22 protein-coding genes and 1 tRNA gene are annotated in these 23,850 nt (G+C 65.1%); 11 read left to right on the forward strand and 12 right to left on the reverse strand.

Annotated features, from left to right (window positions below; all coding sequences use genetic code 11):
• Window positions 1–1,290 (reverse strand): serine--tRNA ligase, encoded by a 1,290-nt coding sequence (gene serS / locus AC1DOM_RS16100; protein ID WP_498965121.1) that lies wholly within the window; start codon window positions 1,288–1,290, stop codon window positions 1–3.
• A gap of 94 nt (window positions 1,291–1,384) precedes the next feature.
• Here serS and AC1DOM_RS16105 point away from each other — a divergent pair, with 94 nt between their 5' ends.
• Window positions 1,385–2,005 carry an energy transducer TonB gene (locus AC1DOM_RS16105; protein ID WP_498965123.1) on the forward strand — a complete coding sequence of 207 codons (621 nt, stop codon included), beginning with the start codon at window positions 1,385–1,387 and terminating at the stop codon, window positions 2,003–2,005.
• Between the two features lie 3 nt (window positions 2,006–2,008).
• On the opposite strand, the gene aroA is transcribed toward AC1DOM_RS16105, so the two are convergent.
• Genes aroA through serC form a run of 4 tightly spaced genes read right to left on the reverse strand, consistent with a single transcriptional unit; the run spans window position 2,009 to window position 6,651 of the window.
• Complete coding sequence (gene aroA / locus AC1DOM_RS16110; RefSeq protein ID WP_498965170.1) at window positions 2,009–3,319, reverse strand: 3-phosphoshikimate 1-carboxyvinyltransferase; 1,311 nt, start codon at window positions 3,317–3,319, stop codon at window positions 2,009–2,011.
• Window positions 3,320–3,321: 2 nt separating this feature from the next.
• Window positions 3,322–4,425, reverse strand: a complete 1,104-nt coding sequence (gene hisC / locus AC1DOM_RS16115) for a histidinol-phosphate transaminase (RefSeq protein ID WP_498965125.1) — start codon at window positions 4,423–4,425, stop codon at window positions 3,322–3,324.
• Window positions 4,422–5,573 (reverse strand): prephenate dehydratase, encoded by a 1,152-nt coding sequence (pheA, locus tag AC1DOM_RS16120; RefSeq protein ID WP_498965127.1) that lies wholly within the window; start codon window positions 5,571–5,573, stop codon window positions 4,422–4,424. Before pheA ends, hisC begins: the two co-directional genes overlap by 4 nt.
• Window positions 5,566–6,651: a 3-phosphoserine/phosphohydroxythreonine transaminase gene (gene serC / locus AC1DOM_RS16125; protein WP_498965130.1), complete on the reverse strand. Its 1,086-nt coding sequence runs from the start codon at window positions 6,649–6,651 to the stop codon at window positions 5,566–5,568. The genes pheA and serC overlap by 8 nt, the downstream gene beginning before the upstream one ends.
• 124 nt (window positions 6,652–6,775) lie before the next feature.
• Here serC and msrP point away from each other — a divergent pair, with 124 nt between their 5' ends.
• Together msrP and msrQ are read left to right on the forward strand one after the other, a co-directional pair.
• Window positions 6,776–7,747 carry a protein-methionine-sulfoxide reductase catalytic subunit MsrP gene (msrP, locus tag AC1DOM_RS16130; RefSeq protein WP_498965132.1) on the forward strand — a complete coding sequence of 324 codons (972 nt, stop codon included), beginning with the start codon at window positions 6,776–6,778 and terminating at the stop codon, window positions 7,745–7,747.
• Window positions 7,738–8,394 (forward strand): protein-methionine-sulfoxide reductase heme-binding subunit MsrQ, encoded by a 657-nt coding sequence (msrQ, locus tag AC1DOM_RS16135; RefSeq protein ID WP_498965134.1) that lies wholly within the window; start codon window positions 7,738–7,740, stop codon window positions 8,392–8,394. Before msrP ends, msrQ begins: the two co-directional genes overlap by 10 nt.
• On the opposite strand, the gene AC1DOM_RS16140 is transcribed toward msrQ, so the two are convergent.
• Window positions 8,360–9,172 carry an FHA domain-containing protein gene (locus AC1DOM_RS16140; RefSeq protein WP_498965136.1) on the reverse strand — a complete coding sequence of 271 codons (813 nt, stop codon included), beginning with the start codon at window positions 9,170–9,172 and terminating at the stop codon, window positions 8,360–8,362. The two genes, msrQ and AC1DOM_RS16140, sit on opposite strands and share 35 nt — an antisense overlap.
• A 56-nt stretch (window positions 9,173–9,228) precedes the next feature.
• On the opposite strand from AC1DOM_RS16140, the gene AC1DOM_RS16145 reads away from it, so the two are divergent.
• Entirely contained in the window at window positions 9,229–9,504 is a 276-nt protein-coding gene (locus tag AC1DOM_RS16145) for a polyhydroxyalkanoic acid system family protein (protein WP_498965138.1), read from the forward strand.
• On the opposite strand, the gene AC1DOM_RS16150 is transcribed toward AC1DOM_RS16145, so the two are convergent.
• On the reverse strand, window positions 9,501–10,223 hold the full coding sequence (locus tag AC1DOM_RS16150) for a DUF8198 family protein (RefSeq protein ID WP_498965140.1): 723 nt from the start codon (window positions 10,221–10,223) through the stop codon (window positions 9,501–9,503). The genes AC1DOM_RS16145 and AC1DOM_RS16150 overlap by 4 nt on opposite strands.
• A gap of 82 nt (window positions 10,224–10,305) precedes the next feature.
• On the opposite strand from AC1DOM_RS16150, the gene AC1DOM_RS16155 reads away from it, so the two are divergent.
• The 3 genes from AC1DOM_RS16155 (at window position 10,306) to AC1DOM_RS16165 (ending at window position 13,269) form a co-directional block, all read left to right on the forward strand.
• A complete protein-coding gene (locus AC1DOM_RS16155) occupies window positions 10,306–11,538 on the forward strand; it encodes a patatin-like phospholipase family protein (RefSeq protein WP_498965142.1) in 1,233 nt (410 codons plus the stop codon).
• A 73-nt stretch (window positions 11,539–11,611) separates the two neighbouring features.
• Window positions 11,612–12,148 (forward strand): phasin family protein, encoded by a 537-nt coding sequence (locus AC1DOM_RS16160; RefSeq protein WP_498965144.1) that lies wholly within the window; start codon window positions 11,612–11,614, stop codon window positions 12,146–12,148.
• Window positions 12,149–12,297: 149 nt separating this feature from the next.
• On the forward strand, window positions 12,298–13,269 hold the full coding sequence (locus AC1DOM_RS16165; protein WP_498965145.1) for a restriction endonuclease: 972 nt from the start codon (window positions 12,298–12,300) through the stop codon (window positions 13,267–13,269).
• 93 nt (window positions 13,270–13,362) lie between these two features.
• Here the strand turns inward: AC1DOM_RS16165 and AC1DOM_RS16170 are convergent, their stop codons facing one another.
• Window positions 13,363–15,354 (reverse strand): SDR family oxidoreductase, encoded by a 1,992-nt coding sequence (locus AC1DOM_RS16170; protein ID WP_498965146.1) that lies wholly within the window; start codon window positions 15,352–15,354, stop codon window positions 13,363–13,365.
• Window positions 15,355–15,484: 130 nt separating this feature from the next.
• On the opposite strand from AC1DOM_RS16170, the gene AC1DOM_RS16175 reads away from it, so the two are divergent.
• A complete protein-coding gene (locus AC1DOM_RS16175; RefSeq protein ID WP_498965148.1) occupies window positions 15,485–15,742 on the forward strand; it encodes an acyl-CoA-binding protein in 258 nt (85 codons plus the stop codon).
• Between the two features lies 1 nt (window position 15,743).
• Entirely contained in the window at window positions 15,744–16,370 is a 627-nt protein-coding gene (locus AC1DOM_RS16180) for a TetR/AcrR family transcriptional regulator (RefSeq protein ID WP_498965150.1), read from the forward strand.
• Window positions 16,371–16,380: 10 nt separating this feature from the next.
• On the opposite strand, the gene AC1DOM_RS16185 is transcribed toward AC1DOM_RS16180, so the two are convergent.
• Window positions 16,381–16,614 carry a hypothetical protein gene (locus AC1DOM_RS16185; protein WP_498965152.1) on the reverse strand — a complete coding sequence of 78 codons (234 nt, stop codon included), beginning with the start codon at window positions 16,612–16,614 and terminating at the stop codon, window positions 16,381–16,383.
• Between the two features lie 131 nt (window positions 16,615–16,745).
• On the opposite strand from AC1DOM_RS16185, the gene AC1DOM_RS16190 reads away from it, so the two are divergent.
• Entirely contained in the window at window positions 16,746–17,594 is an 849-nt protein-coding gene (locus AC1DOM_RS16190) for a hypothetical protein (protein WP_498965154.1), read from the forward strand.
• 71 nt (window positions 17,595–17,665) lie between these two features.
• Window positions 17,666–17,740, forward strand: a tRNA-Val gene (locus AC1DOM_RS16195).
• A gap of 159 nt (window positions 17,741–17,899) precedes the next feature.
• On the opposite strand, the gene AC1DOM_RS16200 is transcribed toward AC1DOM_RS16195, so the two are convergent.
• The 3 genes from AC1DOM_RS16200 to AC1DOM_RS16210 form a co-directional block, all read right to left on the reverse strand.
• Window positions 17,900–18,358 carry a hypothetical protein gene (locus AC1DOM_RS16200; protein WP_498965156.1) on the reverse strand — a complete coding sequence of 153 codons (459 nt, stop codon included), beginning with the start codon at window positions 18,356–18,358 and terminating at the stop codon, window positions 17,900–17,902.
• 66 nt (window positions 18,359–18,424) lie between these two features.
• Window positions 18,425–22,210 (reverse strand): SNF2-related protein, encoded by a 3,786-nt coding sequence (locus AC1DOM_RS16205; RefSeq protein WP_498965158.1) that lies wholly within the window; start codon window positions 22,208–22,210, stop codon window positions 18,425–18,427.
• Complete coding sequence (locus AC1DOM_RS16210) at window positions 22,198–23,805, reverse strand: EH signature domain-containing protein (protein WP_498965160.1); 1,608 nt, start codon at window positions 23,803–23,805, stop codon at window positions 22,198–22,200. The genes AC1DOM_RS16205 and AC1DOM_RS16210 overlap by 13 nt, the downstream gene beginning before the upstream one ends.
• Between the last annotated feature and the right edge of the window lie 45 nt (window positions 23,806–23,850).

The following is a 23,850-nucleotide window of genomic DNA, read 5'->3' on the forward strand; positions in this document are numbered from 1 at the left end:
TCAGCCGATCGTTTCGGCGCCACCCATGTAGGGACGCAACACCGACGGCACCGCGATGGTGCCGTCGGCATTTTGATAGTTCTCCATCACCGCGATCAGCGCGCGCCCGACGGCCACGCCGGAACCGTTGAGCGTATGCACCGGTTCGGGCTTGCCCGTGGCGGGATTGCGCCAGCGCGCCTGCATGCGACGCGCCTGGAAGGCATCGCAGTTGGAGCACGAGGAGATCTCGCGATAGGTGTCCTGCGACGGCAACCAGACTTCCAGATCAAAGGTCTTCGCCGCGCCGAAGCCCATGTCGCCGGTGCACAGCAACACGCGCCGATACGGCAGGCCGAGCTTCTCCAGCACCACTTCCGCGCAACGCGTCATGCGCTCGTGTTCGCCTGCCGACTCCGACGGCCGCGCGATCGACACCAACTCCACTTTTTCGAACTGATGCTGGCGGATCATGCCGCGCGTATCGCGGCCATGGCTGCCGGCTTCGGCGCGGAAGCACATCGAATGCGCGGTCATGCGCAGCGGCAAACGTGATTCGTCGACGATGACATCGCGCACGATGTTGGTCAGCGGCACTTCGGAGGTCGGGATCAAATAACGCCGGCTGCCGGCTTCGTCGCCGCCGATGGCAGTCGCGAACAGATCGTCTTCGAACTTCGGCAACTGCCCGGTACCGCGCATCGACTCGGCATTCACCAGCAGCGGCACGTTGGTTTCTTCGTAGCCGTGTTCGTTGCTGTGCAGATCGACCATGAACTGCGCGAGCGCGCGATGCAGGCGCGCGAGCTGCCCGCGCAGCACGGTGAAGCGCGAGCCGCTGAGTTTCGCGGCGGTGTCGCCGTCGAGCCAACCGTTGCGCTCGCCCAACTGCACGTGGTCCTTGACTTCGAAATCGAAAGCGCGCGGCGTGCCCCACCGATGTTGCTCGACGTTGTGCGCTTCGTCGTCGCCGTGCGGCACGTCGTCGTAGGGAATGTTGGGAACGCCCAGGGTGATTGCGTCGAGCTCGCCGCGGATGCGTTCGAGTTCGACTTCCGAGGCCTTGAGTTCGTCGCCGAAGGACGCGACTTCCGCCATCAGCGCCGCGACGTCTTCGCCTTTCGCCTTCGCCTGCCCGATCGCCTTGCTGCGCGTGTTGCGCAGGTTCTGCAATTCCTGCGTGCGCACCTGCAGGCGCTTGCGGTCGGCCTCGAGCGATTCGATGGCCGCCACCGGCAGGTCGAAACCGCGGGAACGAAGCTTGGCCGCGAGTTCGGCGGTCTGGGTGCGCAACAGATGGGGGTCGAGCATGGGGCGCCACGTTTCGATACGGGGGCTGAATTATGCGGCCTGTGCGGTCGATTGCCGACCGGCTGCAGCGCGACGGCATGACAGAATCGGGCGCATGTCGAGTCATTCCCCCACATTCGCCGCACGCCTGGCCGCCTGGCGGCCCACGCGGCGCGGCCTTTCGATGATCGCCGTCGCCGTCCTCGTCGGCCTGGTCCTGTTCCTGATCGTGTGGTCGGGCGAGCGCAGCGGCGCCCCCGCGCAAGTGCGCGCCACCGCCGACAAGCCCGACTTCGCGCCGCTTCCGGCACCGATGCCGGGCCAGGTGGATGGCGCAAGCGGCATGGACGAGCCGGACGCCGACGCGATCGCCGAACAACCCCGCCTGGAAGAAGCGCCGCGCCGCGAGGCCCCGCCTGCGCCCGCACCGGCGGCGCCGCCGCCCACGGCCGCGCCCGCGATGGCGGATCTCGCCGTCCCGACGCCGATTTCACGGCCAGCGCCGCACTACCCGTCACGCGCCCTGCGCTTTCGCGAAACCGGCACGGTGCGCGTCCTGGTCACGGTCGGCGCGGATGGCGTGCCGACGGATGTCAGCGTGGAAAGCAGCAGCCAGTCGCGCGATCTGGACCGCGCCGCACTCGACGCGGTGCGCAAGTGGCGCTTCCGCCCGGCGCAGCGCGGCGGCCAGGCCGTCGCAGGTTCGGTGGTCGTGCCGATCGAATTCCGCCTGTAAGGCTCAGGCTTCGCGCAACGCGAACCCCGTGCTGCGCGCGAGCGCATCGAAGGCGGGGAACGAGGTCGCGACGTTCGCGGTGTCGCACACCTGCACCTCGCCTTCGCACATCTGGCCCGCGATCGCGAAAGCCATCGCCACGCGATGATCGCCATGCGAATCGACGTGGCCACCGCGCAGCGGGCCACCATGGATCGCCGCGCCATCTTCGGTTTCTTCGACCACGGCGCCGAGCGAGCGCAAGCCGCACGCCATCGTGGCGATGCGGTCGGACTCCTTGACACGCAGTTCCGCCGCACCGCGCACATGCGTCGTGCCCGACGCGCAGGCGGCGGCGACGAACAGCGCGGGAAATTCGTCGATCATGTCCGGCACGGCGTCCACCGGGACGTCGATGCCGTGCAGCGGCGCGTAGCGCACATGCAGGTCCGCAACCGCTTCACCGCCCTGCTCGCCCATCGCTTCGATGTCGACATGCGCGCCCATCGCGCGCAGCACGCGCAACAAACCGGTGCGCCGCGGATTCATGCCCACGCGGCGCAGGATGATGTCGGACCCCGGAATCACGCACGCGGCGACGAGGAAGAACGCCGCCGAGGAGAAATCCGCAGGCACCGACACGTCCGTGGCGCGCAGGCGATGCCCGCCGGCCAGGCGCGCGATGCCCGGCGAGAACTCGATCGGCCAACCGAATGCACGCAACATGCGTTCGGTGTAATCGCGGGTGGGATGCGGCTCGCGCACTTCGGTCTCGCCCTTCGCGTACAAGCCCGCGAGCAGCACGGCCGACTTCACCTGCGCGCTGGCGATGTCCGATGCGTAGGCGATGCCGTGCAAGGGTTTGCCGCCGGCGATCTTCAGCGGCGGGAACCCGTCGTGCGACGCGATCGACGCGCCCATGCGCGCCAGCGGATCGAGCACGCGCCGCATCGGCCGCCGCGACAGCGACCCATCGCCGATCAGCACGCTGTCGAAGCGTTGGCCCGCGAGCAAGCCGGCCAACAAGCGCATCCCGGTGCCGGCGTTCCCGCAATCCAGCGCGCTGGTCGGCGCCTGCAGGCCGTCGATGCCCACGCCATGCACGATGCGCGTGCTCGCACCGGCCTTCTCGATGCGCACGCCCATGCGTTCGAAGATCGCCGCGGTGGCCAGGGTGTCTTCGCCTTCGAGGAAGCCCTCGATGCGCGAGGTGCCGTCGGCGATGGCCGCCAGCATGATCGCGCGGTGCGAGACCGACTTGTCGCCCGGCACGTGCACTTCGCCGCGCAACGGTGCACCGGGCGATGCCACCCAGGATTCGCGCTGCGTGGTCACGCTCATGCGATGGCGTCCAGCGTGTCCAGGAACCGGCGATTCTCGTCGCGATCGCCGACGGTGATGCGCAGGCAATCGGGCAAGCCGTAACCGCCCATGGGGCGCGGGATGACGCCACGTTCGAGCAGGCCCGCTTCGATGGCCGCGGTGCGCGCGCCGAATTCGACGAGCAGGAAATTGGTCTGCGAGGGATGCACGAACCAGCCGCGCGCCGCCAGCGCATCGGACAGGCGCGCGCGCTCTTCCGCATTGCGCGCCAGGCCCCACTGCAGGTGCTCGACATCGCCCAGTGCGGCTTCGGCCGCCGCCAGCCCCATGCAATTGACGTTGAAACTCTCGCGCACGCGTTCGACCACGGCGATCAGGCCCGGATGCGCGACGGCGAAACCGACGCGCAGTCCGGCGAGTGCGTAGGCTTTGCTGAAGGTGCGCGCGACGATCATGTTGGGATGTTGCGACAGCAGGGCGAGCGCCGATGTGTCGCCTTCCACGAATTCGGCGTAGGCCTCGTCGACGACGACCAGCACCTGCGAGGGGATCTTCCGCAGGAAGCCCGCGAGCGCGTCGATCGGGAAATGCGTGCCAGTCGGATTGTTCGGATTGGCGAGATAGACCAGCTTCGTGCGCGGCCCGACCAGCGCGGCGATCGCGTCGAGATCGTGCCCGCGCGGCATCGTCGCGTGATCGCGCGGCAAGGCCGGCGCCGCGCGCAGCGTCGCGCCCGCGGCCTGTGTCGCGATGGCATACACCGCGAATCCATATTGCGAGACGACCACTTCATCGCCCGGCCCGGCGAAGACCTGCGCGAACTGCATGAGCAGCTCATGCGATCCATTGCCGAGGATCAGCTGTTCGACACCGACACCGTGCTTCGCCGCCAGCGCACGCTTGAGATCGCCACCGAGCGGATCGGGATAGCGATGCATCGCGTGCAACTGGTCGAGCACCGCCGCGCGTGCCGCCGGCGATGGGCCCCACGGATTTTCGTTCGATCCCAGTTCGACCAGCGACGGCCCGAAACGCCGGCGCCAGGCCACCAGGTCGTGCCCCGGATCGTACGCGCGCAAACCTTGCAGCGCCGGCACCGCGAGGCCGTCGAAATTCACGGCACCGCCACCGGATACGAGCCCAGCACGGTCACGTTTTCCGCGAAGTCGGCCAGGTCGTCCAGGACATCGCGCAGCGGCGCCTCGTCCACGTGCCCGCCCACGTCGATGAAGAAGGCGTACTGCCACAGGCCGGTGTGCGCGGGGCGCGATTCGATGCGATTCATGCTCACGCCGCGACGCGAGAGCGGTTCGAGTACCTGGAACAGGGCGCCCGGTTGGTCGCGCACGAACACCATCAGCGAGGTGCGGTCGTTGCCCGAGGGCGGAAACATGCTCCGGCCGATCACCAGGAAGCGCGTCGTGTTGTCCGGACGATCTTCGATGGGGCCGGCGACTTTCTTCAAGCCGTACACATGCGCCGCGTTCTCGCCGGCGATCGCCGCGGCGTCGTCGGCATTGCGCGCGCGACGCGCGGCTTCGGCGTTGCTCGCCACCGCCAGTTTCTCCGCGGTCGGCAAGTGTTGGCGCAACCACGCGCGGCACTGCGCGAGCGACAGCCCGTGGGAATACACGCGTTCGATGTCTTCGATGTGGCCCGTGCGCGAGAGCAGGTATTGGTGCACGCGCAACTCGACCTCGCCGCAGATCTTCAGCGGCGAAGTGAGGAACAGATCGAGCGTGGACTGGATCGTCCCCTGCCCCGAGTTTTCCACCGGCACGACGCCGAAATCGGCGTGGCCGGCGGCGACTTCGTCGAAGACTTCCTCCACGCTCGCCAGCGGCAGGCCTTTCGCCGAATGCCCGAAGTGCTTGTGCACGGCCTGCTGCGAGAACGTGCCTTCCGGACCGAGGTAACCGATCTTCAAGGGTTCCTGTTGCGCCAGGCACGCCGACATGATTTCGCGGAACAGGCGCACCAGCACGTCGTCGGCGAGCGGACCGTCGTTGCGATCGACCACGCCGCGCAACACCATCGCTTCGCGCTCGGGCCGGTAGTAATCCACCGCCGCCGCGAGCTTGCCCTTGGCCTTGCCCACCTGTCGCGCGAACTGCGCGCGCTCGGCGATCAGGGCCTGGATCTGCCGGTCGATGCCGTCGATCTGCGTGCGCACCGCGACGAGATCCAGCGGCGCTGCATCCGCACGCTCCCTCCCCGCTTGCGGGGAGGGGTCGGGGAGGGGCGGGCTCGCCTTTTTCTTAGCCATGGCGGCCGGCGAAGTCGCGCATGAAATCCGCCAGCGCCTGCACGCCCGCTTCCGGCATCGCGTTGTAGATCGATGCGCGCATCCCGCCGACGGCGCGATGCCCCTTCAGCGCGAGCAGGCCGGCGTCCTTCGATTCGGACAGGAAGGTTTTTTCCAGCGCTTCGTCGCGCAGGAAGAAAGGCACGTTCATGCGCGAGCGCACCGCCGGGTCGACTTCGTTGCGATAGAAGCCGCCCGAGCCGTCGATCGCCGCGTACAACAGTTGCGCCTTTCGCGCGTTGCGTTGCGCGAATTCGGCGACGCCGCCTTCGTCCAGCATCCACTGCACGTTGAGGCCGAGCATGTACCAGTTCCACGTCGGCGGCGTATTGAGCATCGACTCGGCCTTGAGCTGCGAGCGATAGTCGAAGATGTCGGCGCGCGGCTGGCCGGCGCGTTCGAGCAGGTCGCGGCGCACGATGACCACGCCGATGCCGACCGGCCCGAGGTTCTTCTGCGCGCCGGCGTAGACGACCCCGAACTTCGCGATCTCCAGCGGCTCGCTGGCGATCGACGAACTGAAGTCGGCGACCAGCGGGATGTCGCCGGTGTCGGGGATGTCGCGGAACTCGACGCCATGGATGGTTTCGTTCGCCGTGATGTGCACGTAGGCCGAATCGGCGGCGAATTGCCAGGTGTCGCGCGCCGGGATCGAACGGAATCTGTCGGCCTCGCTCGTCGCCGACACGTGCGTGGCGACATAGGGCTGCGCCTGTTTCATCGCGGTCTTGCCCCAATGGCCGGTCAGCACGTAGTCGGCCGGTTGCCCGGGGGCAGCGAAGTTCAACGGGATCACCGCCTGTTGCGCCGTCGCGCCGCCCTGGGTGAAGAGCACCGCGTAATCGTCGGGGATCGACAGCAGCGTGCGCAGCGCCTGTTCGGCAGCCGCGGCCACTTCCATGAACTCGGGGCCGCGATGGCTGATTTCGACGATCGAAGCCCCGGCGTCGCGCCATTCCAGCATTTCCGACTGCGCCTTGCGCAGCACCGGTTCGGGAAGCGTGGCGGGACCGGCACTGAAGTTCCAGGCACGTGGCATGTTGGGTATCGTCGATGAGGGATGCCGGCAGTATGCAACACCGAAATTCGAGCCGACACTCGGCCATCGCATCCGCTCGACGCTTTCAGGCGTAACTGTCCCGTCACCCCCGAGGAAGCCGTCCATGTCCCTGCGCGACGCCTTGCGCATCCGATCTTCCGAGATCACCGACGAAGCGGTGTACGCCGATCGCCGTCGCCTGCTCGCCGCATTCGCCGCGAGCCCGGCGCTGGCGCTGGCCGGTTGCACCGAAGCCGCGCCTCCTCCGCCGCCGTCGAAAGTCGCAATTACGCCCGAGCAGGCGAAGTCGGGTTTCCGCACCGACGAGCCGCTGACGCGTTACGAAGACGTGACTTCGTACAACAACTTCTACGAGTTCGGCAGCGGAAAGGCCGATCCGTCGCAGGCGCGCAAGACCCTGCGCACCAAACCCTGGCACGTCATCGTCGACGGCGCCTGCGAAAAACCCGGCACGCTCGAACTCGGCGATTTGCTCAAGGGCCTCAAGCCCGAGGAGCGCGTGTATCGCCTGCGCTGCGTGGAAGGCTGGTCGATGGTGATCCCGTGGCTCGGCGTGCCGCTGGCCTCGGTGCTCAAGCGTTTCCAGCCCACCTCGAAGGCGAAGTACGTCGCCTTCGTCACCCTCGGCGATCCCGCGCAGATGCCCGGCATCCGTGCGCCGATCCTCGACTGGCCGTATCGCGAAGGCTTGCGCATCGACGAAGCGATGCATCCCCTCGCCTTCCTTGCCACCGGCCTGTACGGCAAGCCGCTGCCGCAGCAGAACGGTGCGCCGCTGCGGCTGGTCGTGCCGTGGAAGTACGGGTTCAAGAGCATCAAGTCGATCGTGCGAATCGCATTCGTCGAGACGATGCCCGAAACGGCGTGGCACGCATCGCAACCGGAGGAATACGGGTTCTTCTCCAACGTCAATCCGGCGGTCGACCATCCGCGCTGGAGCCAGAAGACCGAACGCAGGATCGCGGGAACGGCGAGCAAGTTGTTCGCCGATCGCATTCCGACCCGGCCGTTCAATGGCTATGCGGCGCAGGTGGCTTCGATTTATGCGGGCATGGATCTGAGGAAATGGTTTTGAAGTGGGTTCCGATCGCAAAGGGCGTCGTCCACGCCCTCGCCCTCCTGCCCGCCGCCTGGATCGGCCTGAAAGTCTACGAAGTCGCGCAAACCGGCGATGGCCTGGGCGCCGATCCGGTCGCGGCGATCGAACATTTCCTCGGCCTGTGGGCTTTGCGCTTGTTGATGCTCGCGCTGGCGATCACACCGCTGCGGCAACTGACGAACCAACCGGTGCTGGTGCGCTTCCGCCGCATGCTCGGGCTGTATGCGTTTTTCTACGCGAGCGTGCACTTCAGCGCCTACCTGGTGCTCGACCTGCGCGGTTACTGGACGACGATCTTCGCCGAGATCGCCAAGCGCCCCTACATCACGGTCGGGTTCACGGCGTGGTTGTTGCTGCTTCCGTTGGCGATCACCTCGACCAAGGGCTGGATCAAGCGCCTGGGCCGCAACTGGGCGCGCCTGCACAAACTGGTCTACGCGATCGGCGTGCTGGCGGTGCTGCACTTCTGGTGGCTGGTGAAATCCGATATCCGCGAGCCGGCGCTGTACGCGGGCATCCTCGCGGTGCTGCTGGGCTGGCGTGCGTGGAAGTGGTTGGCGAACAAGCGGCGCATGGCCGCCCCGTCCCTCAACCAGGCGAGCCGGACAGCAGGATCGCGCTGAGGGCGGCCGCCAGCAGCAATGCCGCGAGCAGCAACCACGGCAGACGGCGTGCATTGCGGGCCGGCCTCGGTGAGCGGATCGGCGCGTCGGAATGTTCCAGGTCGATGTCGTCGGGCAAGGCCGGCGCCATCGCATCGTGCACGAGCGAAGGACGCCCCGGCGATTCGACGACGAAGCGATGATGCGCGTCGAACACGATCTGGTCGCCGGTGCGCAGCACCGCATCGCGCGCCGCTTCGCCGTTGACCAGGCTGGGCTCGGCGCCATTCACCCCGCGCAGGACGACCAGGCCCTGCTGCACGTCGATGCGTGCATGGCGCTCGGGGAACGCGGGATCGTCGATGCGGATGTCGCATTCCACGCCGCGCCCGACCAGGCGCGGGCGGTCCAGCGTGAAGCTTCGCCCGTGATACTGGCCGCCGACGCCGCGCAACAGCACGCGCGGATCGCCGCCCTCGCCACCGGGCGCGGGCAAGGGCTGCGGTTCGCGCGGCGCGCCCAGGAGCACCGCCTGCCCGCCGTCGATGTAGATCGCATCGCCAACGCGCAGCATCGCCATGCGCTGCACCGGGCGCCCGTTCACGTGCACGGTGCGCGCGCCGTCGGTGAGCTTGAGCCAGGTGCCGCGGCGATCCACGCACAACTGCGCGAGCATGCGCCCGCCTTCGGCCACGAGCGCAAGCGCGCCATCGGCCGTGCGGCCGATACCGTGCAGCCCGGGGCCGATGCCGGCGTCGGGCTGGTTCGAATCAGGGAAGCGCAATCGCAAGGTATCCACCGCGCGGGAATCTAGCAGACAATGCGGTCGGATCCCTACGACGAGTCTCGCGCCCCATGTCGAAAATCGATATCCGCCACCCGCATTCCCAGCCGATGGCCACGGCGCGCAAGTCGCTGGAACAGGTCGCCGCCAAGCTCGACGACCGCTTCGGCATGCAATCGCGCTGGGAAGGCGACACGCTGCACTTCACCCGCAGCGGTGTCGACGGGCACATCGCGCTGCAGCCCGATTCGCTGCATGTCACCGCGCAACTGGGGTTCCTGCTCTCGGCGATGAAGGGCCCGATCGAACAGGAAATCCGCCGCGTGCTCGACGAGAAGTTCGCCTAAGGGCCGTCGCCGAACGGATCCGGCGCGCCTGACAGCAAGCGCGCGGCCACCGCGCGTTCGCCGCGCTGGATGTCCAGCAGGAAGGCATCGGCGTCGCCGAGTTGCCTGAAGGCCGCCACGCCGCGTTCGAGGAATCCCTGCAGCTCCGCCAGGCCCGCCGCATGCGCGGGCCCGCGCGAGAGTTTCAGCAAGGTCGTGATCCCCGGCAGGCGCAAGGCGCTGCCCACGCCGTGGCCGACGTCGCGGATCAGATCGATCTGCCGCGACCGCAGGCGCGGCAACCCCACGCGGCGATAAGCCTGCGCATAGCGTGCATCGTCCAGTCGCCGCCCGTTGGGCGCGATCGATCCGAGCGCCTGCGCCATCCGCAGGTCCAGCGCATGCGTCAACGCGCCCAGGGCGATGCCGTCGGCGACGGCGGCCAGCAGCGAGGCCGGCAGCAGGCGTTGCATCGTCGGCAGCACGCGCGCGATGTCGGCGTCGCGCTTGGTGAAGTCGTGGTCGCCGTAGACGTCGGTCAGGAAGAAGCGCGCGGCCGCGGCACGACGGGGGTCTTCGAGGAAACGCTGGAAGCTGCGCTGCAAACGCGCGGCCTGCCAGCGCCGGAGTTCGGGCAGCCAGCGCAGCCCGTTGCGGGGTTCGCACGCCGGATCGTGCAGCGCCTGGTGGCAGGCCAGGGTGCGTTGCAGGCGATGGACGACGTCGGCATGGCGCGACATTGGGGGAGGATAAGAGCGGGAATGGGGAATGGGGAATGGGGCACTCCCCGCTTTTCACCCGCCCCGCCGCTACACTCGCCCGATGCTCTCCCTCCACACCGCGCGCGAACGCACCTCCACTCCCCACCCGCCCCGCATCGGCCTGGCCGTCGCCGGCGGCGGCCCCATCGGCGGGATGTACGAGCTCGGCGCGCTGCGCGCGATGGACGAGGCGATCGGAGGCCTGGACCTCACGCGCCTGGATTGCTACGTCGGGGTCAGCTCCGGCGCCTTCCTCGCCGCGGGCCTGGCAAATCGCATGGACACCGCGGAGATGTGCCGGATCTTCATCACCGGCGACAGCGACGACGTGCAGTTCCGCCCGGAAACCTTCCTGCGCCCGGCCTTCATCGAATACATGCGCCGCGCCGCGAGCGCCCCGCGCCTGGCGATGGAATGGTGGCGCGACATCGTCTTCCGCCGCGGCGATTCGCGCTGGTCCGATGCGATCAACCGGTTCGGGGGCCTGGTGCCCACGGGCCTGTTCGACAGCGCGGAGATCGAACGCTTCCTGCGCGAGGTGTTCACGCGCCGCGGCCGCAGCAACGATTTCCGCGAACTGGCCGCGCCCCTGTATGTCGTGGCCGTCGAGCTGGACAGCGGCAAGGCCGTGCGCTTCGGCGGCGAGGATTGGGACGACATCCCGATCTCGCTCGCCGTGCAGGCCAGCGCCGCGTTGCCGGGCCTGTATGCACCCGTCGAAGTGCGCGGGCGGCATTTCGTCGACGGCGCGCTGCGCCGCACGATGCACGCCTCGCTGTTGCTCGAACGCGGCGTGGACCTGCTGATCGGCATCAATCCGCTGGTGCCCTTCGATGCGAACGTCTCGCGGCGCACGCCCGATGGCATCGACTCGCGCCTGTCCGAAGGCGGCCTGCCGATGGTGCTGTCGCAAACCTTCCGCACGCTGCTGCAATCGCGCATGCAGGTCGGCCTGCAGCGGTATGCGCAGACCTATCCGAACATCGACCAGCTCGTGTTCGAACCCAACAGCGACGACGGCGAGTTGTTCTTCACCAACGTCTTCTCCTTCGCCGCGCGCCGGCGCGTGTGCGAGATCGCCTACCGCAACACGATGGACGACCTGCGCAAGCGCGCCGCCGAGTTGCGGCCGGTGCTCGAGGCCCATGGCCTGTCCCTGCGCGAGGAAGTGGTCAACGACGAAACACGGTCCATCGTCGATGGCCTCCCGCACCGCCCGCGCGCGACCGAAACCACGGCGCGCCTGCGCCGGGCGCTGGATGAAGTCGACCATCTGATCGCTTCCCGACGCTAGGCACACACCTTGGTGTGAATGCTCTAGGCGTGGGCCGGATTCTCCGTCTCAATCCTCCAAAGGCATCCACGCCATGGCCAAGCTGAAGAAGACCGCAAAGACCGCGAAGACCGCCCGCAAGTCGGCCGCCGCCGACGCCGCAGCGCAGGCGCAGGCCGAACGCCTCTCCAAGTCCCTCAGCGAATCGGCGCAGCAGATCTGGCTCGCCGGCGTCGGCGCGTTCGGGCGCGCGCAGGCCGAAGGCACGCGCCTGTTCGAAGGCCTGGTGAAGGAAGGCCTCAACCTGGAACAGACCGCGCGCAAGCTCGCGGGCAATCGCGCCGATGTCGTGCGCGACGCCGTCGAGAGCCGCGTCGGCCAGGCGCGCGAACGCGCGGTCGACACGTGGGATCGCCTGGAAAAGGTGTTCGAGGAACGCGTGCAGCGCGCGCTGGTCAAGCTCGGCGTTCCCAATCGCGAAGACCTGGCCGCGCTGGTGGATCGCGTCGATGCGCTGACCGCTGAGCTTCGCCGCGTTTCGCCGCGCCGCACCACGACCTCCGCCGCGCCGGCGAAAGCCCCGGCCAAGCACGCGCGCAAGAAGGCGACGAAGAAGCGCGCCGTCGTCTGATCCGAACGCTCCAGCCCGCCAGTCCAGGCGGTTCCGTCGCTCCCCTCCCCTGACGGTTTCGGACTGGCGGGCTTTTTTTTCGACCTGCGTTACACGGCATACAGCGGCCGCTGGCGTAAGATGCGCCACCCCGCACCCGCAGACCCCGCATGCCCTCAGCGACATCGCTCCTGGCCGCCCTGATCGTGGTCGTGCTCATCGGCGCGCTCGGCACGCTGTACTTCTCGAACATCCGCCGCCGCCAGGACGAAGCGCTCAACGGCGTGCGCGCGCTCTCGGCGATGCGCTGGCGCGAGTTCTCGCACTTCGTCATCGATGCGATGCGCCACCGCGGTTACGACGTCCTGACGCCCGACGATGAGTCCGAGCGCGGGCACCAGACCGAATTCCTGCTGACGCGAAACGGCGAGCGTGCGTTGCTCGGCTGCAAGCACGGCTCGGCATACAAGTTGTCGAAACAGTCGGTGGCCGATTTCCTCGGCGCGATGAAATTCCAGGGCGCGCGCAGCGGCCTGCTGGTCACCCCCGGTTCGATCGACCCCGACGCGCGCAAGGCCGCGGAGGAAGCGCGCGTCGAACTCATCGACGGCAACGGGCTCTGGCCCGAAATCGCACCGCTGCTGCCGCAGAGCCTGTCCGACGACGTCCGCAAGGATGCGAGCCAGCGCGCGCGCCGCGCCGTGTGGATCTCGTGGGCCGCCGCGTTGGTCGTGGGCCTGACCGTCGGCGCGATCGTCGGCATGCAGGATGCGCCGCCGCCGAACGACGTCACGCCCATCGTCAAGCGGCCGATCAAGCCCGCGGCGGAGCTGGCACAGGACACCGTCGCATCGGCTGCCTCCACGCAGCCGGCGGCGGCCATGCCCATGACGCCCGAAGAAGAAGACCTGCAGCGCGTGGAAGTGGTGCGCCGCGTCTCGTCGCTGCCCGGCGTGTTCCGCGCGGCGTGGTCGACGAAGTCCACGTTGCAGGTGCAGGTCGACGAAACCTCGACCGAACGTTTCGACGCGGTGTGCACGGTGCTGACGCGCTACGCGACCCTGCGGACGGCGCGCGTCTACCTGGAACCGCCGGAAAACAGCGAGCAGGCGCCGCGCTTCAAGCAATGCGCGACGCTCTAACGAGCGTCGCACTTCGGTCGCATGCCAAATTCCCCCGCTGTCGCGCGCCCCTTTTACTAAAAGGGGCTCTTCCACCCGGGAGATCTCCGGTGTTTACCAGTGCACCCCGCGCATCAGCGCGGCGAAGGCGATCTGCTCCCCGCTCGGTTCCATCTCGCCCTTGAGCGCCTTGCGGTCGCCCTTGGCGGCGGCCGAATCCGGGAACAATTCGAACGCGGTGTTCATCACCACTTCGTAGGCCTTCGGCGCGAGTGCGTTGAGGACCGAAGCGAAAATGCCCAGGCGCGTCGCGATGCGGCTCGGGCGTTCGATGATCGCCCGCACGCACAGGTCGGCCGCTTCCTCGGTGGTCAGCGTCGGGACGCTGTCGTACATCTTGGTCGGCGCGATCATCGGCGTCTTCACCAGCGGCATGTTGATCGTGGTGAACGCGATCCCCTTGCCCGACAACTCGCCCTGCGCGCAGCGCGCCCATGCGTCCAGCGCCGCCTTCGAGGCCACGTACGCCGAGAAGCGCGGTGAATTGGCCAGCACACCGATCGAACTGATGTTGATGATGTGGCCCTTGCGGCGATGGGTCATCGTCGGCAGGAAGCCCATGATCAGGCGCAGGCTGCCGAAATAATTCAGCTGCATCGTGCGTTCGAAATCGTGGAAGCGGTCGTAGCTCAACTCGATCGAGCGACGGATCGAGCGGCCCGCGTTGTTGATCAGGATGTCGACGTGGCCGTGTTCCTTCAGCACGGTGGCGACAAGCCGGTCGCAGTCGGCCATGTCGGCCAGGTCCGCGGTGTAGGCGAACACTTTGCCGCCCCTGGCCTTCATCTCGTCGCGCGCCTTGAACAACTCTTCTTCGCCGCGCGCCACGATGACCACGACCGCGCCGGCTTCGGCCACGCGCTGCGCGGTGGACAGGCCGATGCCCGACGACCCGCCGGTGATCACCACGACCTTGTTGCGCACCTTGCCCTTGAGCGAGCGGTCGACGAACAGGTCCGGATCCAGGTGCCGTTCCCAGTAATCCCATAGGCGCCACGCATAGGCATCCAGGCGCGGCACCGCGATGCCGCTGCCCTTGAGCGCGCGCTCGGCTTCGCGATTGTCGAAGCGCGTGGGATAGGTGATGAACTTCAGCACTTCCTTCGGGATGCGGAAGTCGCGCAGCAACATGCCGATGAACCGCCGCACCGGCGGCAGGTTGCCCACCGCCGCGCGCACGCCGCCGGGCACGAAGGCGAACATGCGCGCATCGATGCGCATCGTCATTTCCGGCGCATGGCCCGCGCGTGCGAAGGCGTTGAGCACTTCGCCCACGCGCATGGGTTCGGGATCGGTGAGGTGGAAGGTGTGGCCGTCGAGCTTGGGCTTGTGCGCGATGTGGTCCATCGCATCGGCGACGAAATCCACCGGCACGATGTTGATGCGCCCGCCTTCCAGGCCGAGCATCGGCATCCACTGCGGCAGCATTTCGCGCAGCTTCTTGATGAAGGAGAAGAAGTAGTACGGGCCGTCGATCTTGTCCATTTCGCCGGTCTGCGAATGGCCGACGACCATGCCCGGGCGATAGATGCGCCACTTGATGCGCTTCTCGTTGCGGACCAGCCCTTCCGAATCGTGCTTGGTGCGCAGGTAGGGATCGTCCAGGCCTTCGGCTTCGTCGAACATGTCCTCGCGCCAAACACCCGGATACAGGCCGGCGGCGGCGATCGACGAGGTGTGGTGGAAGGTGCCCGCGCCGATGGCGGCGGCCAGGTCCAGCGCGTGCTGCGTGCCGTCGACGTTCGCCGCGCGTTGCACGTCGGCCTTGGCGGTGAGGTCGTAGACCGCGGCCAGGTGGAAGAAATGCTTGACCTTGCCGTTGAGCGCGCGCACCTGCGCGGCGCCGACCCCGCACTTGGCGCCGGTCATGTCGCCCTCGACCGGCACGATGCGCTTCATGTCCCAGCCCATCTTTGCGCCGATCGCGTCGAGCTTCTTGCGCGAATCCTTGCGCACCAGCACGAGGACGGGGCCCTTGCGCTTGAGCAGCGCGCTGACCAGGTGGCGGCCGACGAAGCCGGTGGCCCCGGTGACGAAGTAGCTCATGTCCTGCGTGCTCCCCGATGTCCTGCGCCTACGTTGCCACGCCCCGCACGGCGCCACAATTCCCCTGCGTATTGAAAACGTCGACACCGCATGCTGTGATGCCCGCCTGCCGACCGGGAGCCTGCGCACCATGTCCGACCTGAAAGCCCGCTTCGAACAGGCCGCCAAGGATGTCCAGGGGCTGTCCGAGCGCCCCGACAACGAAACGCTGCTGCGCCTGTATGCGCTCTACAAGCAGGGCTCGGAAGGCGACGTCTCCGGCCCCAAGCCGGGCTTCTTCGACTTCGTGGGCACCGCCAAGTACGAAGCCTGGGCCAAGCTGCAGGGCACCGGCCAGGACGAGGCGATGCAGAAGTACATCGACCTGGTGGGCAAGTTGACCGCCTGACGTGGCCCGACAAACCCGACAGCGCATCCTCGATGCGTCGCTCGCGATGTTCAACGCGCAGGGCGAACCCAACGTCACCACCAACCACATCGCCGACGAGCTGGAGATCAGCCCGGGCAACCTGTACTACCACTTCCGCAACAAGGACGACATCATCGAGCACCTCTTCGGGCGTTACGAAGAGCGCATCGATGCCGCGCTGAGCGCACCCGAAGGCCGCCTGCCCGGTTTGGAAGACATCTGGCTGCAGTTGCACCTGGTGTTCGAGTGCATCTGGGACTATCGCTTCCTGTATCGCGACCTGGCCAACATCCTCAGCCGCAACCGCCGCCTGCGCATCCGCTTCGCGCGCATCCTGCGCCGCGCCGACGAACAGGCGCACACGGTGATGCGCGGTCTGTCGCAAGGTGGGGTGATGCGCGCGAGCGCCGACGAACTCGACGCGGCGGCGACCAACGTGCTGGTGATCGCCACCTTCTGGTTGAACTACGCCTCCGCGCGCGGCGACAAGGACGAACAGGCCTCGATCCGCGCGGGCATCGTGCAGGTGATGATGTTGCTCGCGCCGTTCCTGCGCGATGCCGAGCGCGTGCATCTCAATACGTTGACGCGCGCGTACATCGACTGACGCGCGGGTTTCACCGCCCCTTCCCCGCGATCCGTCGCTGCGATTCCCGCTCGCCCGCCTTGCGCGATCCCGACGAATGCGTGCTGCGCTTGGCCACCTTCTGCGTGGTCGCGAAGGGCGGCTCGAGCGGCGGTTCTTCCGCGATCGGAATGCGCCCGGCGATGCGGTCGGCGCTGCGGCGCAAGCGCGCGAGCACGCCCAGGCCGGCGAGCCAGAGATGACGGAGATTGGTTTCGCGTGACATGAAGCCTCCTGCGCAGACGGCACGTTGCCGCCTCATCCATGGAGCAATCACACCACGCCCGGCGCTCAGACCTTGCGAAGACGCGCACGCGGCGCAATGCTGCCGCTTCCATCGAATCCAGGAAGGTCCGCATGGCCAAGTCGAAATGGGCGCCGTTCCCGCATGAGGCCAAGGCCTTCGCCTACGCGGGCGATGCGCTGAAGAAGGCCTGGCCGCAACTGCACGCGGGCGATGTCGAGCCCTTTCCCGATGCCAAACACGCGGCCAAGTTGTTGAAAGCCGCCGGAAAGGCGGCGCCGAAACTCGACGCCGACGCACTCGCCGCCGCGCTGCAGGACGCCTGGCGCGCCTTCCATCGCGGGGACTTCCAGGCCGCGTTCGAGGCCGGCGAAAAGCTCGGCCCCGTCGGTGCGTCGGTCGCGACCAAGGCCATCGGCATCCACGCGACCTACCTGGTCGAGGACGATGCGGAAAAGCTCAAGCGCTTCGAACACGCGGCCACGCTTGCCGAATCGGCCATCAAGGCCCTCCCCGACGAAGCCAACAGCCACTATCGCCACGCATTCGCGCTCGGTCGCTACAGCCAGGGCCTGTCGATCGCCAAGGCGCTCAAGCAAGGCATCGCCGGCAAGGTGCGCGCTTCGCTCGACAGCGCATTGGCGCTCGCGCCCAAACACGCCGAAGCGCACACCGCGCTCGCCCTCTACCACGCCGAAATCATCGGCAAGATCGGCGCGATGATCGGCGGCCTCACTTACGGCGCGAAAGCCAGCGAGGCCGAATCGCACATCAAGACCGCGCTGAAGCTCACCCCCGACTCGCCCATTGCGCACGTCGAGCACGCCAACGTCCTGCTGCTACTCCACGGCGAAAAACAGGAAGACGCGGCGGCAGCCGCCTTCGAAAAAGCGGCGAAGGCCAAACCGAAGGATGCGATGGAAACCCTGGACGCGGCGTACGCCCGCGACCAGATCGAGTGAAACCCGTTGCCCGAACGGCCGCGCTTCCGTAGAATGCCGCGCCTGCCCCGCCCCGCGGCGGCACGGCATCCGGGCGGTTAGCTCAGCGGTAGAGCATTGCCTTCACACGGCAAGGGTCGCAGGTTCGAACCCTGCACCGCCCACCAAATAAATCAGTGATTTAGGCCACCTTCCAAGGTGGCCTTTTCGTTGTACGGATCTGGGTACGGATTTTCATCCAACGAGCTCCGCGCTTCGGGGAGTACAGGTCTGCAAGAGTTAGGCTAGTGCCCGCGGGCAGGCGGGTGCAGGAGATCAAGCGCAAGTCATCGCGCTTGAAAGAACTGCGCGATCAATTCATGGTCGTCGGCTTCGGCTGCGGGTTTCACGAACTCCCGGATGATCCATTGCGCAATCGCCTCGTCGTCGACGCCAGGATGCGGGGGTGGCGGTTCTTCACCGCAATTGACGACGTCCCAAGCCCAATCCCAACCGGGTTCTGTCTGCATCCATAGCATCTCCAGCTCGGCTGAAGAAACCGGCAGCAACCGCGATAGTGCAGCGTCGCGCATCAGCTGAAGGTACGCGTCCCAGAAATACGATTCCTCGCCCTGCACTTGCACGCAGATTTCCAGCCAGACTGACGTAAGAATCGTTTCGTCACCGGACAACAGCGGCTCGGTTATCTTCTTGAGGTCCGACACGACCTCTTGTCCAATCCTGCTGGCCAGTGTGCGTGCGTGTTCCGCGATCACACGACATATCGGATGTTCACTCAGCAACATGACAGACCCCCTCGCTAGCCCTGCCCGCTTCCGATTCGAATACCTAGGCTTAAATCCTCAATCAAGTCAGACCAAGTCGACCTCAACATTGGCATCCAAACCTCTGGATCCGTGCATCTGCCGTTCCACCCCGGCTAGATTGACGGAAAAACTCTCCAGCAACTGCTGCAGCCCGGGCCTCTCAATCAGCTGAATGTTGTTCAATCGAGCCTGCTCGTGCGCGTTCGGGTTGAAGAACTGGTTTGTCAGGCCGACCTTCGTAAAGTTGATGTTTGGAAACTGGCGTCGATAGAACGCCTCGCCGCCCGTCACTTCCTTGACCACATCCCAACCTAGGCGATTTCCTTCAACGGAGCTCTGCTTCGTCTGAATCAGGACACCTTGGTCGCCAGAGATGGCCACGACGTCCACGCCATGGTCGCCTGCGGACGGCGTGCAGAGCACATACCCGTGCCCCTGCTTTTGCCACAACGATGCGACCAATGCCTCGAAGTAGCGCCCAGACATTCTATTGGTGGTTCCAATATCGACCCGCGGATTCAGTCCCTCTGCCACCCCTGGAGGGACGACATCGCCGATGTCGAAGTCACCGATGTCGAGATCCCCGGCGCCATTGAGCATGTCGGTCGCAAGCACTCGCTTGCGGCGCAACAGCTCGTCAAGCTTGACGTCGAAGGTCACGAAGTCTTCTGCCCGCACCACGGGGTAGTAGACGTAGACGTCCTTTGTTTGACCAATTCGATAAGCGCGATCTGTCGCCTGATCCTCCTTGGCGGGATTCCAGGTTCGCGTGTAATGAATGACATGATTCGCGGCTTGGATATTGACGCCGAAGCCAACGGCGACCGGCGACAAGATGATTACGCCGAAGCCGGCCTTCGCCTGGAATGCGCGAATTCGCTTTTGTCGATTATCGCTGCATTCCGCAGCGGCGCTCGTATCGCCATTAATGATGTCGGGTCGATAGTCGAACGCGTCCGAGATGTAGTGCTGCAGTAGGCGCTGGATGTCTCGAAACTCGCAGAAGAGAATCGCCTTCTCTTCACGCCTCTCGATCTGGCGCAGTTCATCGATCAACCAGTCCAGCTTCGGCGCCTTCGTTCGATACTCCTTTAGCGCCTCAGTCGTTGATGCATGAAGCCCCGGCAGCCTGGGGTCCGTACAAACCAATCTCAAATAGTGCAGCAGCCCCAAGTGGTTCTTGAACGGCACCACCGAACCAGGTTCATTCCGGCGCTTGAATCCATCAATCGCCTTTGCATACAGYATCCGCTGCGCATTGGACAACTTCAGGCTCTGGCAATCGGCGACTTCAACCTTCCGCTTGAGGTCCGTGGCGACCTCTGCTTTCGTGCGACGGATAATCTGAGGGGCGATGCGCTCGCGGAGCTCTTCAACGCGCGCGCGGTCCTCATCGGTCCTCGCTTCGATCGGTTTTCGGTATCGCTTTCCGAACTCATCCAGCGCGCCGAGCAAGCCCGGCTGGATGAAGTCGAACAGGCACCACAGGTCTGCCAACGTGTTCTCCACGGGTGTGCCGGTGCATGCGATCTTGAAGTTGACCTTCTGTTTCTTCGCTGCGCGTGTGACCATCGCAGCGGGATTTTTGATTTTCTGGGCTTCGTCGCAGATCATCACCGACCATCGCTGGGCAGCGAACGAGAACTCGAGATCGCGCAGGGTCTCGTAGGTTGTCAAAACCACCTTGGCTTGGCCGACCCAGTCAGGTCTCAGGAAATTGACCAGCCCAGCTTCAGTTCGCAACCGCGCGTCGACGTCCTGCTTGGGCACACGCAGCGCGGAAAGCGACGCTCCATAGGCCGTCAACACCGGGAGGCCGCCCGGCTGGATGAATTTTGCGATCTCCTCTTTCCAGTTCTCCAGCAACGAAACCGGCGCGACGATCAGCATCGGGGAGACGTCGGCATCCCGCTCCGCGAGCCACGCCATGAAGGCAAGCAACTGGAAAGTCTTGCCCAACCCCATGTCGTCGGCGAGGACACAGCCGCGAACCTGAAACTCGGATTGAGCGCGGTAGAGATGTTGCAACCACGCCAAGCCCGTCCTCTGGTGCGGCAACAGCGGAAATTCCGCGCGCAAGCTCTTAGGAACGTCCGGTTCGGCTGGGACAGCTTGCAGCGCTTGTCTGCGAACTTCGTAATCCAGAGATTGGATGTTCGAACGAAGGATGAGTGTGTTGCGTCGGGTTCCGGGACGCGGGGTGACGTTTGCCTCAGGGTTAAACTCACCGCGATCGATGACTTCGTCGATCCGCTCGAACGTTCCCGTGATTCCCTCGGCGTCTGCGACAGAAATGGGCCGAGGAAGGCCAGGAACGTCGAATACTTGCTGCCCGTTTGCCTTCGCCTGTTCCAACAGCGCCTTGAGTTGCTTGAGGAACTTCTCGCTCACGGGGATCAGGATGGGTTCCGATTCATCCGGCGGGGTGAGTACTACGTACGGCTCGACGTTCTCCGGAAACCAAGGCTCGTCGTCATTCTTCTTGGCGATGTAGGGCGAGTAGTATGGCTTTTCCTCGCCAATGCCCTCGATTCGCTCGGAGTACGAACTCAGGTCGTAGACCCGCTCCCACGAGATGACCGGCGGCGGAGTTTTGCGCCGCTCCAGCGCTTCCTTCAGCTCGGCTATATGGCTTGAAGCGTCCCCTTGGACTTCCAGGTCGTATCCATTCCACCCCATAAGGGGATGGTTGCCTGAAATCGCCGTTTCGAGCTCTTTAACGAATTCACGAAGGTCTTCGTCCGTCAGAGACTCAACTCGCGAAGAGACAGGGCCCGCTGCGCTAGATGTCTCGATCAATAGTCCAACGTTGACCGGATATCCGCTTGCGTCATGTTCGATAGCGGGAGTGAAGCGCTCGAAATAGATGCCGGCTTCCGACTTGGCCTCTTCGAACCGAGTCTCATCGATTACCTCCTTCGCATCATCTCCCAAGACACCATAAGGATTGAGCAGGAAGGCTTCCGCACGCGATCCCGCGATCCGCCGTCCCGGAAAGCGCTTGATCTCCTGCAAGACTGTTCTTACCTGTGACGTCACGAGAACCTGAACGATCCCGCGATCGGTCGGAATGTCATATCGGTCAGGAACGTCTCGCCGCGCGTCAAACCTTTCGAGCCAGTCCGTCGGAGCGCCTTCGAACTGTGGAGCCACCTCGATGACGGTACTTCCGACCACGGCCCCCGACTTTCGCAGATCGAAGCTCAGGCGATCCGGCGTCAAGACCACGGTACGGTCGAGAAAGTCGTCTAAGCGTGCGCCTGCCTTGTTGGCGAGTGCTCGGATGCGCCCCCAAGCGGCGCGCTGGGATGCATCGGAGCGTTCTGACGCATCGCGCCCTGCAAATCGAATGACTTCGCGAACAAGCGCCCATTGCTCTGGCTGCATGAGAGTCGCGTTCTGCCCGCCGTCAATCACAGCGCCCGTCAAGTCTGCCGTTCGAGAACGACCGGAAGGCGCAGACCACTGATCAATAGCGATTGCGAATTCTTCGTCCGTCAGCGAGCCGGCACTTCGCAGCGAGGGCGTCAGCTCAGTAAATACCGGGAGGCATAACAACTGCGGCAACTCGGCGTAACCAGGACTTTCCAGCGCCGCATACAAGCCATCCCAAGGAATCTCGAACCCGTCGGCGGTTTCCGAGGCGAATCCGTCATCGACGAGCTGCGCAATGTAGCCATGCAACAGGGAGGACGTTAGATCGACGCCTTCTCCCGAGGAGTTGACGCGAACCCCGCAATCGGAGAACGTCATCCGCCATTTCGGCAGCTGACCCCGGGATGACGTAAACAGATTTCCGAGCATTTGTCGCCCTCCCTTCACTTCTTCCACCAAAACCCGCCGTGGTTGTACTCAAACCCCCAGGCCCGTAAGACGCGCGAAACTTCTGGGATCAAGTTATGGGTCTCGGCACGCAGATTGCCGTTTCGCGCCCGGTTATCACGGATTCGAAATCCATGCTTCCGCGCAAAATTATCCAAGGTGGCTTCGCTGAACGGTGGAATGGGCGGATCGTCTGACCCTCGTGTTTCAGTGCCGCGCACAACAGTACTTCGCCCAACACCACTAGCTTGCTGCTGATCGTCAGGAACGATCCCGAACTTGTTACGCAGCTCCGCGGCGAACATGTCTTCCCATTGCGCGTAGCCCCTGATGTTGTCTTGGTGCTGCAGCCACAGCACACGTACCGGCTCCCTGTGCTTCAGCGAATTTCGGGCATCGACGGGAACTTGAAGCGGGCGGCTCATATCGAACGGTAACTGCCTACGCTGGTCATATCCGTAAAGGGCGTTGCTCTCTCCTCCGAACTCCACCGCGACGAGGCTTCCAAACGTCATAATGAACGCGTTGTTAGAAGGGTTTGGATCGTCCAATCGCTGGAATAGCCCCTTCATCTTTTCGCGTAACAGGACGAAGTCCCTATCCCGGGAATTTAGTGCGAGGGAGCCAAGGCCAAACTCGACCTGCTTCATCGACTTGACATAGCGCAGCCAGAAGTTGGCGCGCGTTTTGTCGCCAACGCCGTCTCTGGCGAGCTTCGCAAAGAAGGCTTCGATGAAGTCCTTGCGCAGCCACACGGCGACCATCTCCCGTGTGTGTTGCTGCACCCCACCCCACCGCTGCTCATCTGAGGGCAGCCAAGGATTTCCCCACCAAGCCACCGCCGTATCGCGAAGCGCCGGATGAACCACCGTCTGCCGCGACTCCGCATATCGGTCAAGAATCTGCGCCATCGCCTTTTCGCGAACGAACACGTTGCCCGTTATCAGCGATAGCAATCGGGGAATCTGATCTACGAAGCGGTCGTCGACGAGGCTGGTGGCATGACGCACCTGCGCCATGATCAACTCCCAATGAAACCAGGAGTCTCGATCGATCCCAAGCTCATTCGTGATTAAATCAATGACCTCGGTGCGCCCCTCGAAGGCAGCGCTTGCGCATTGCGCGCACGGCTTGTCCGAGAACAGAGAGCGGTTCTGCGTCGCGACTTCGACCCAGTCCATACTGAATTCGGCGTCGATGATGCGTTCTGAGTGTTTAAACAAATAGTCACGCAGATCGATCCAGTTCTTCTGGCCATCTACCGGCTTTTTCGAGTCTCGACCATCGTACGAAAAGTAGCTGCCTACCAAGCCTCGGTAGCAGCGCCTGAACCATCGAGGATTTTCCAGCCACTGCCCGACACCGGCCTGGGTATCTAACACTGCACGGAATCTCTGACGGTCCTCCATGAGGCTAGGCTTGGTCGAATCCACCTTCAGTGTTAGCCCATGGGACACCAACTGCGCGTCGCGCAATGAATCCAACTTCTGCTCATTCCAGAAGCGGGCAATGCTTTTTCGCACCACGTCATCGTCGATCAATGCCTTGCTCGCTTTGATCTGCTTTTCGAACTTCTTGTTGAACTCGGCCAATTCGCCACCCACGTCTAGGTGGAGACTCGTTAGTCCTGACTCCCGCATTCGGTTCCG

Source organism: Lysobacter sp. P5_B12, assembly GCF_056400425.1.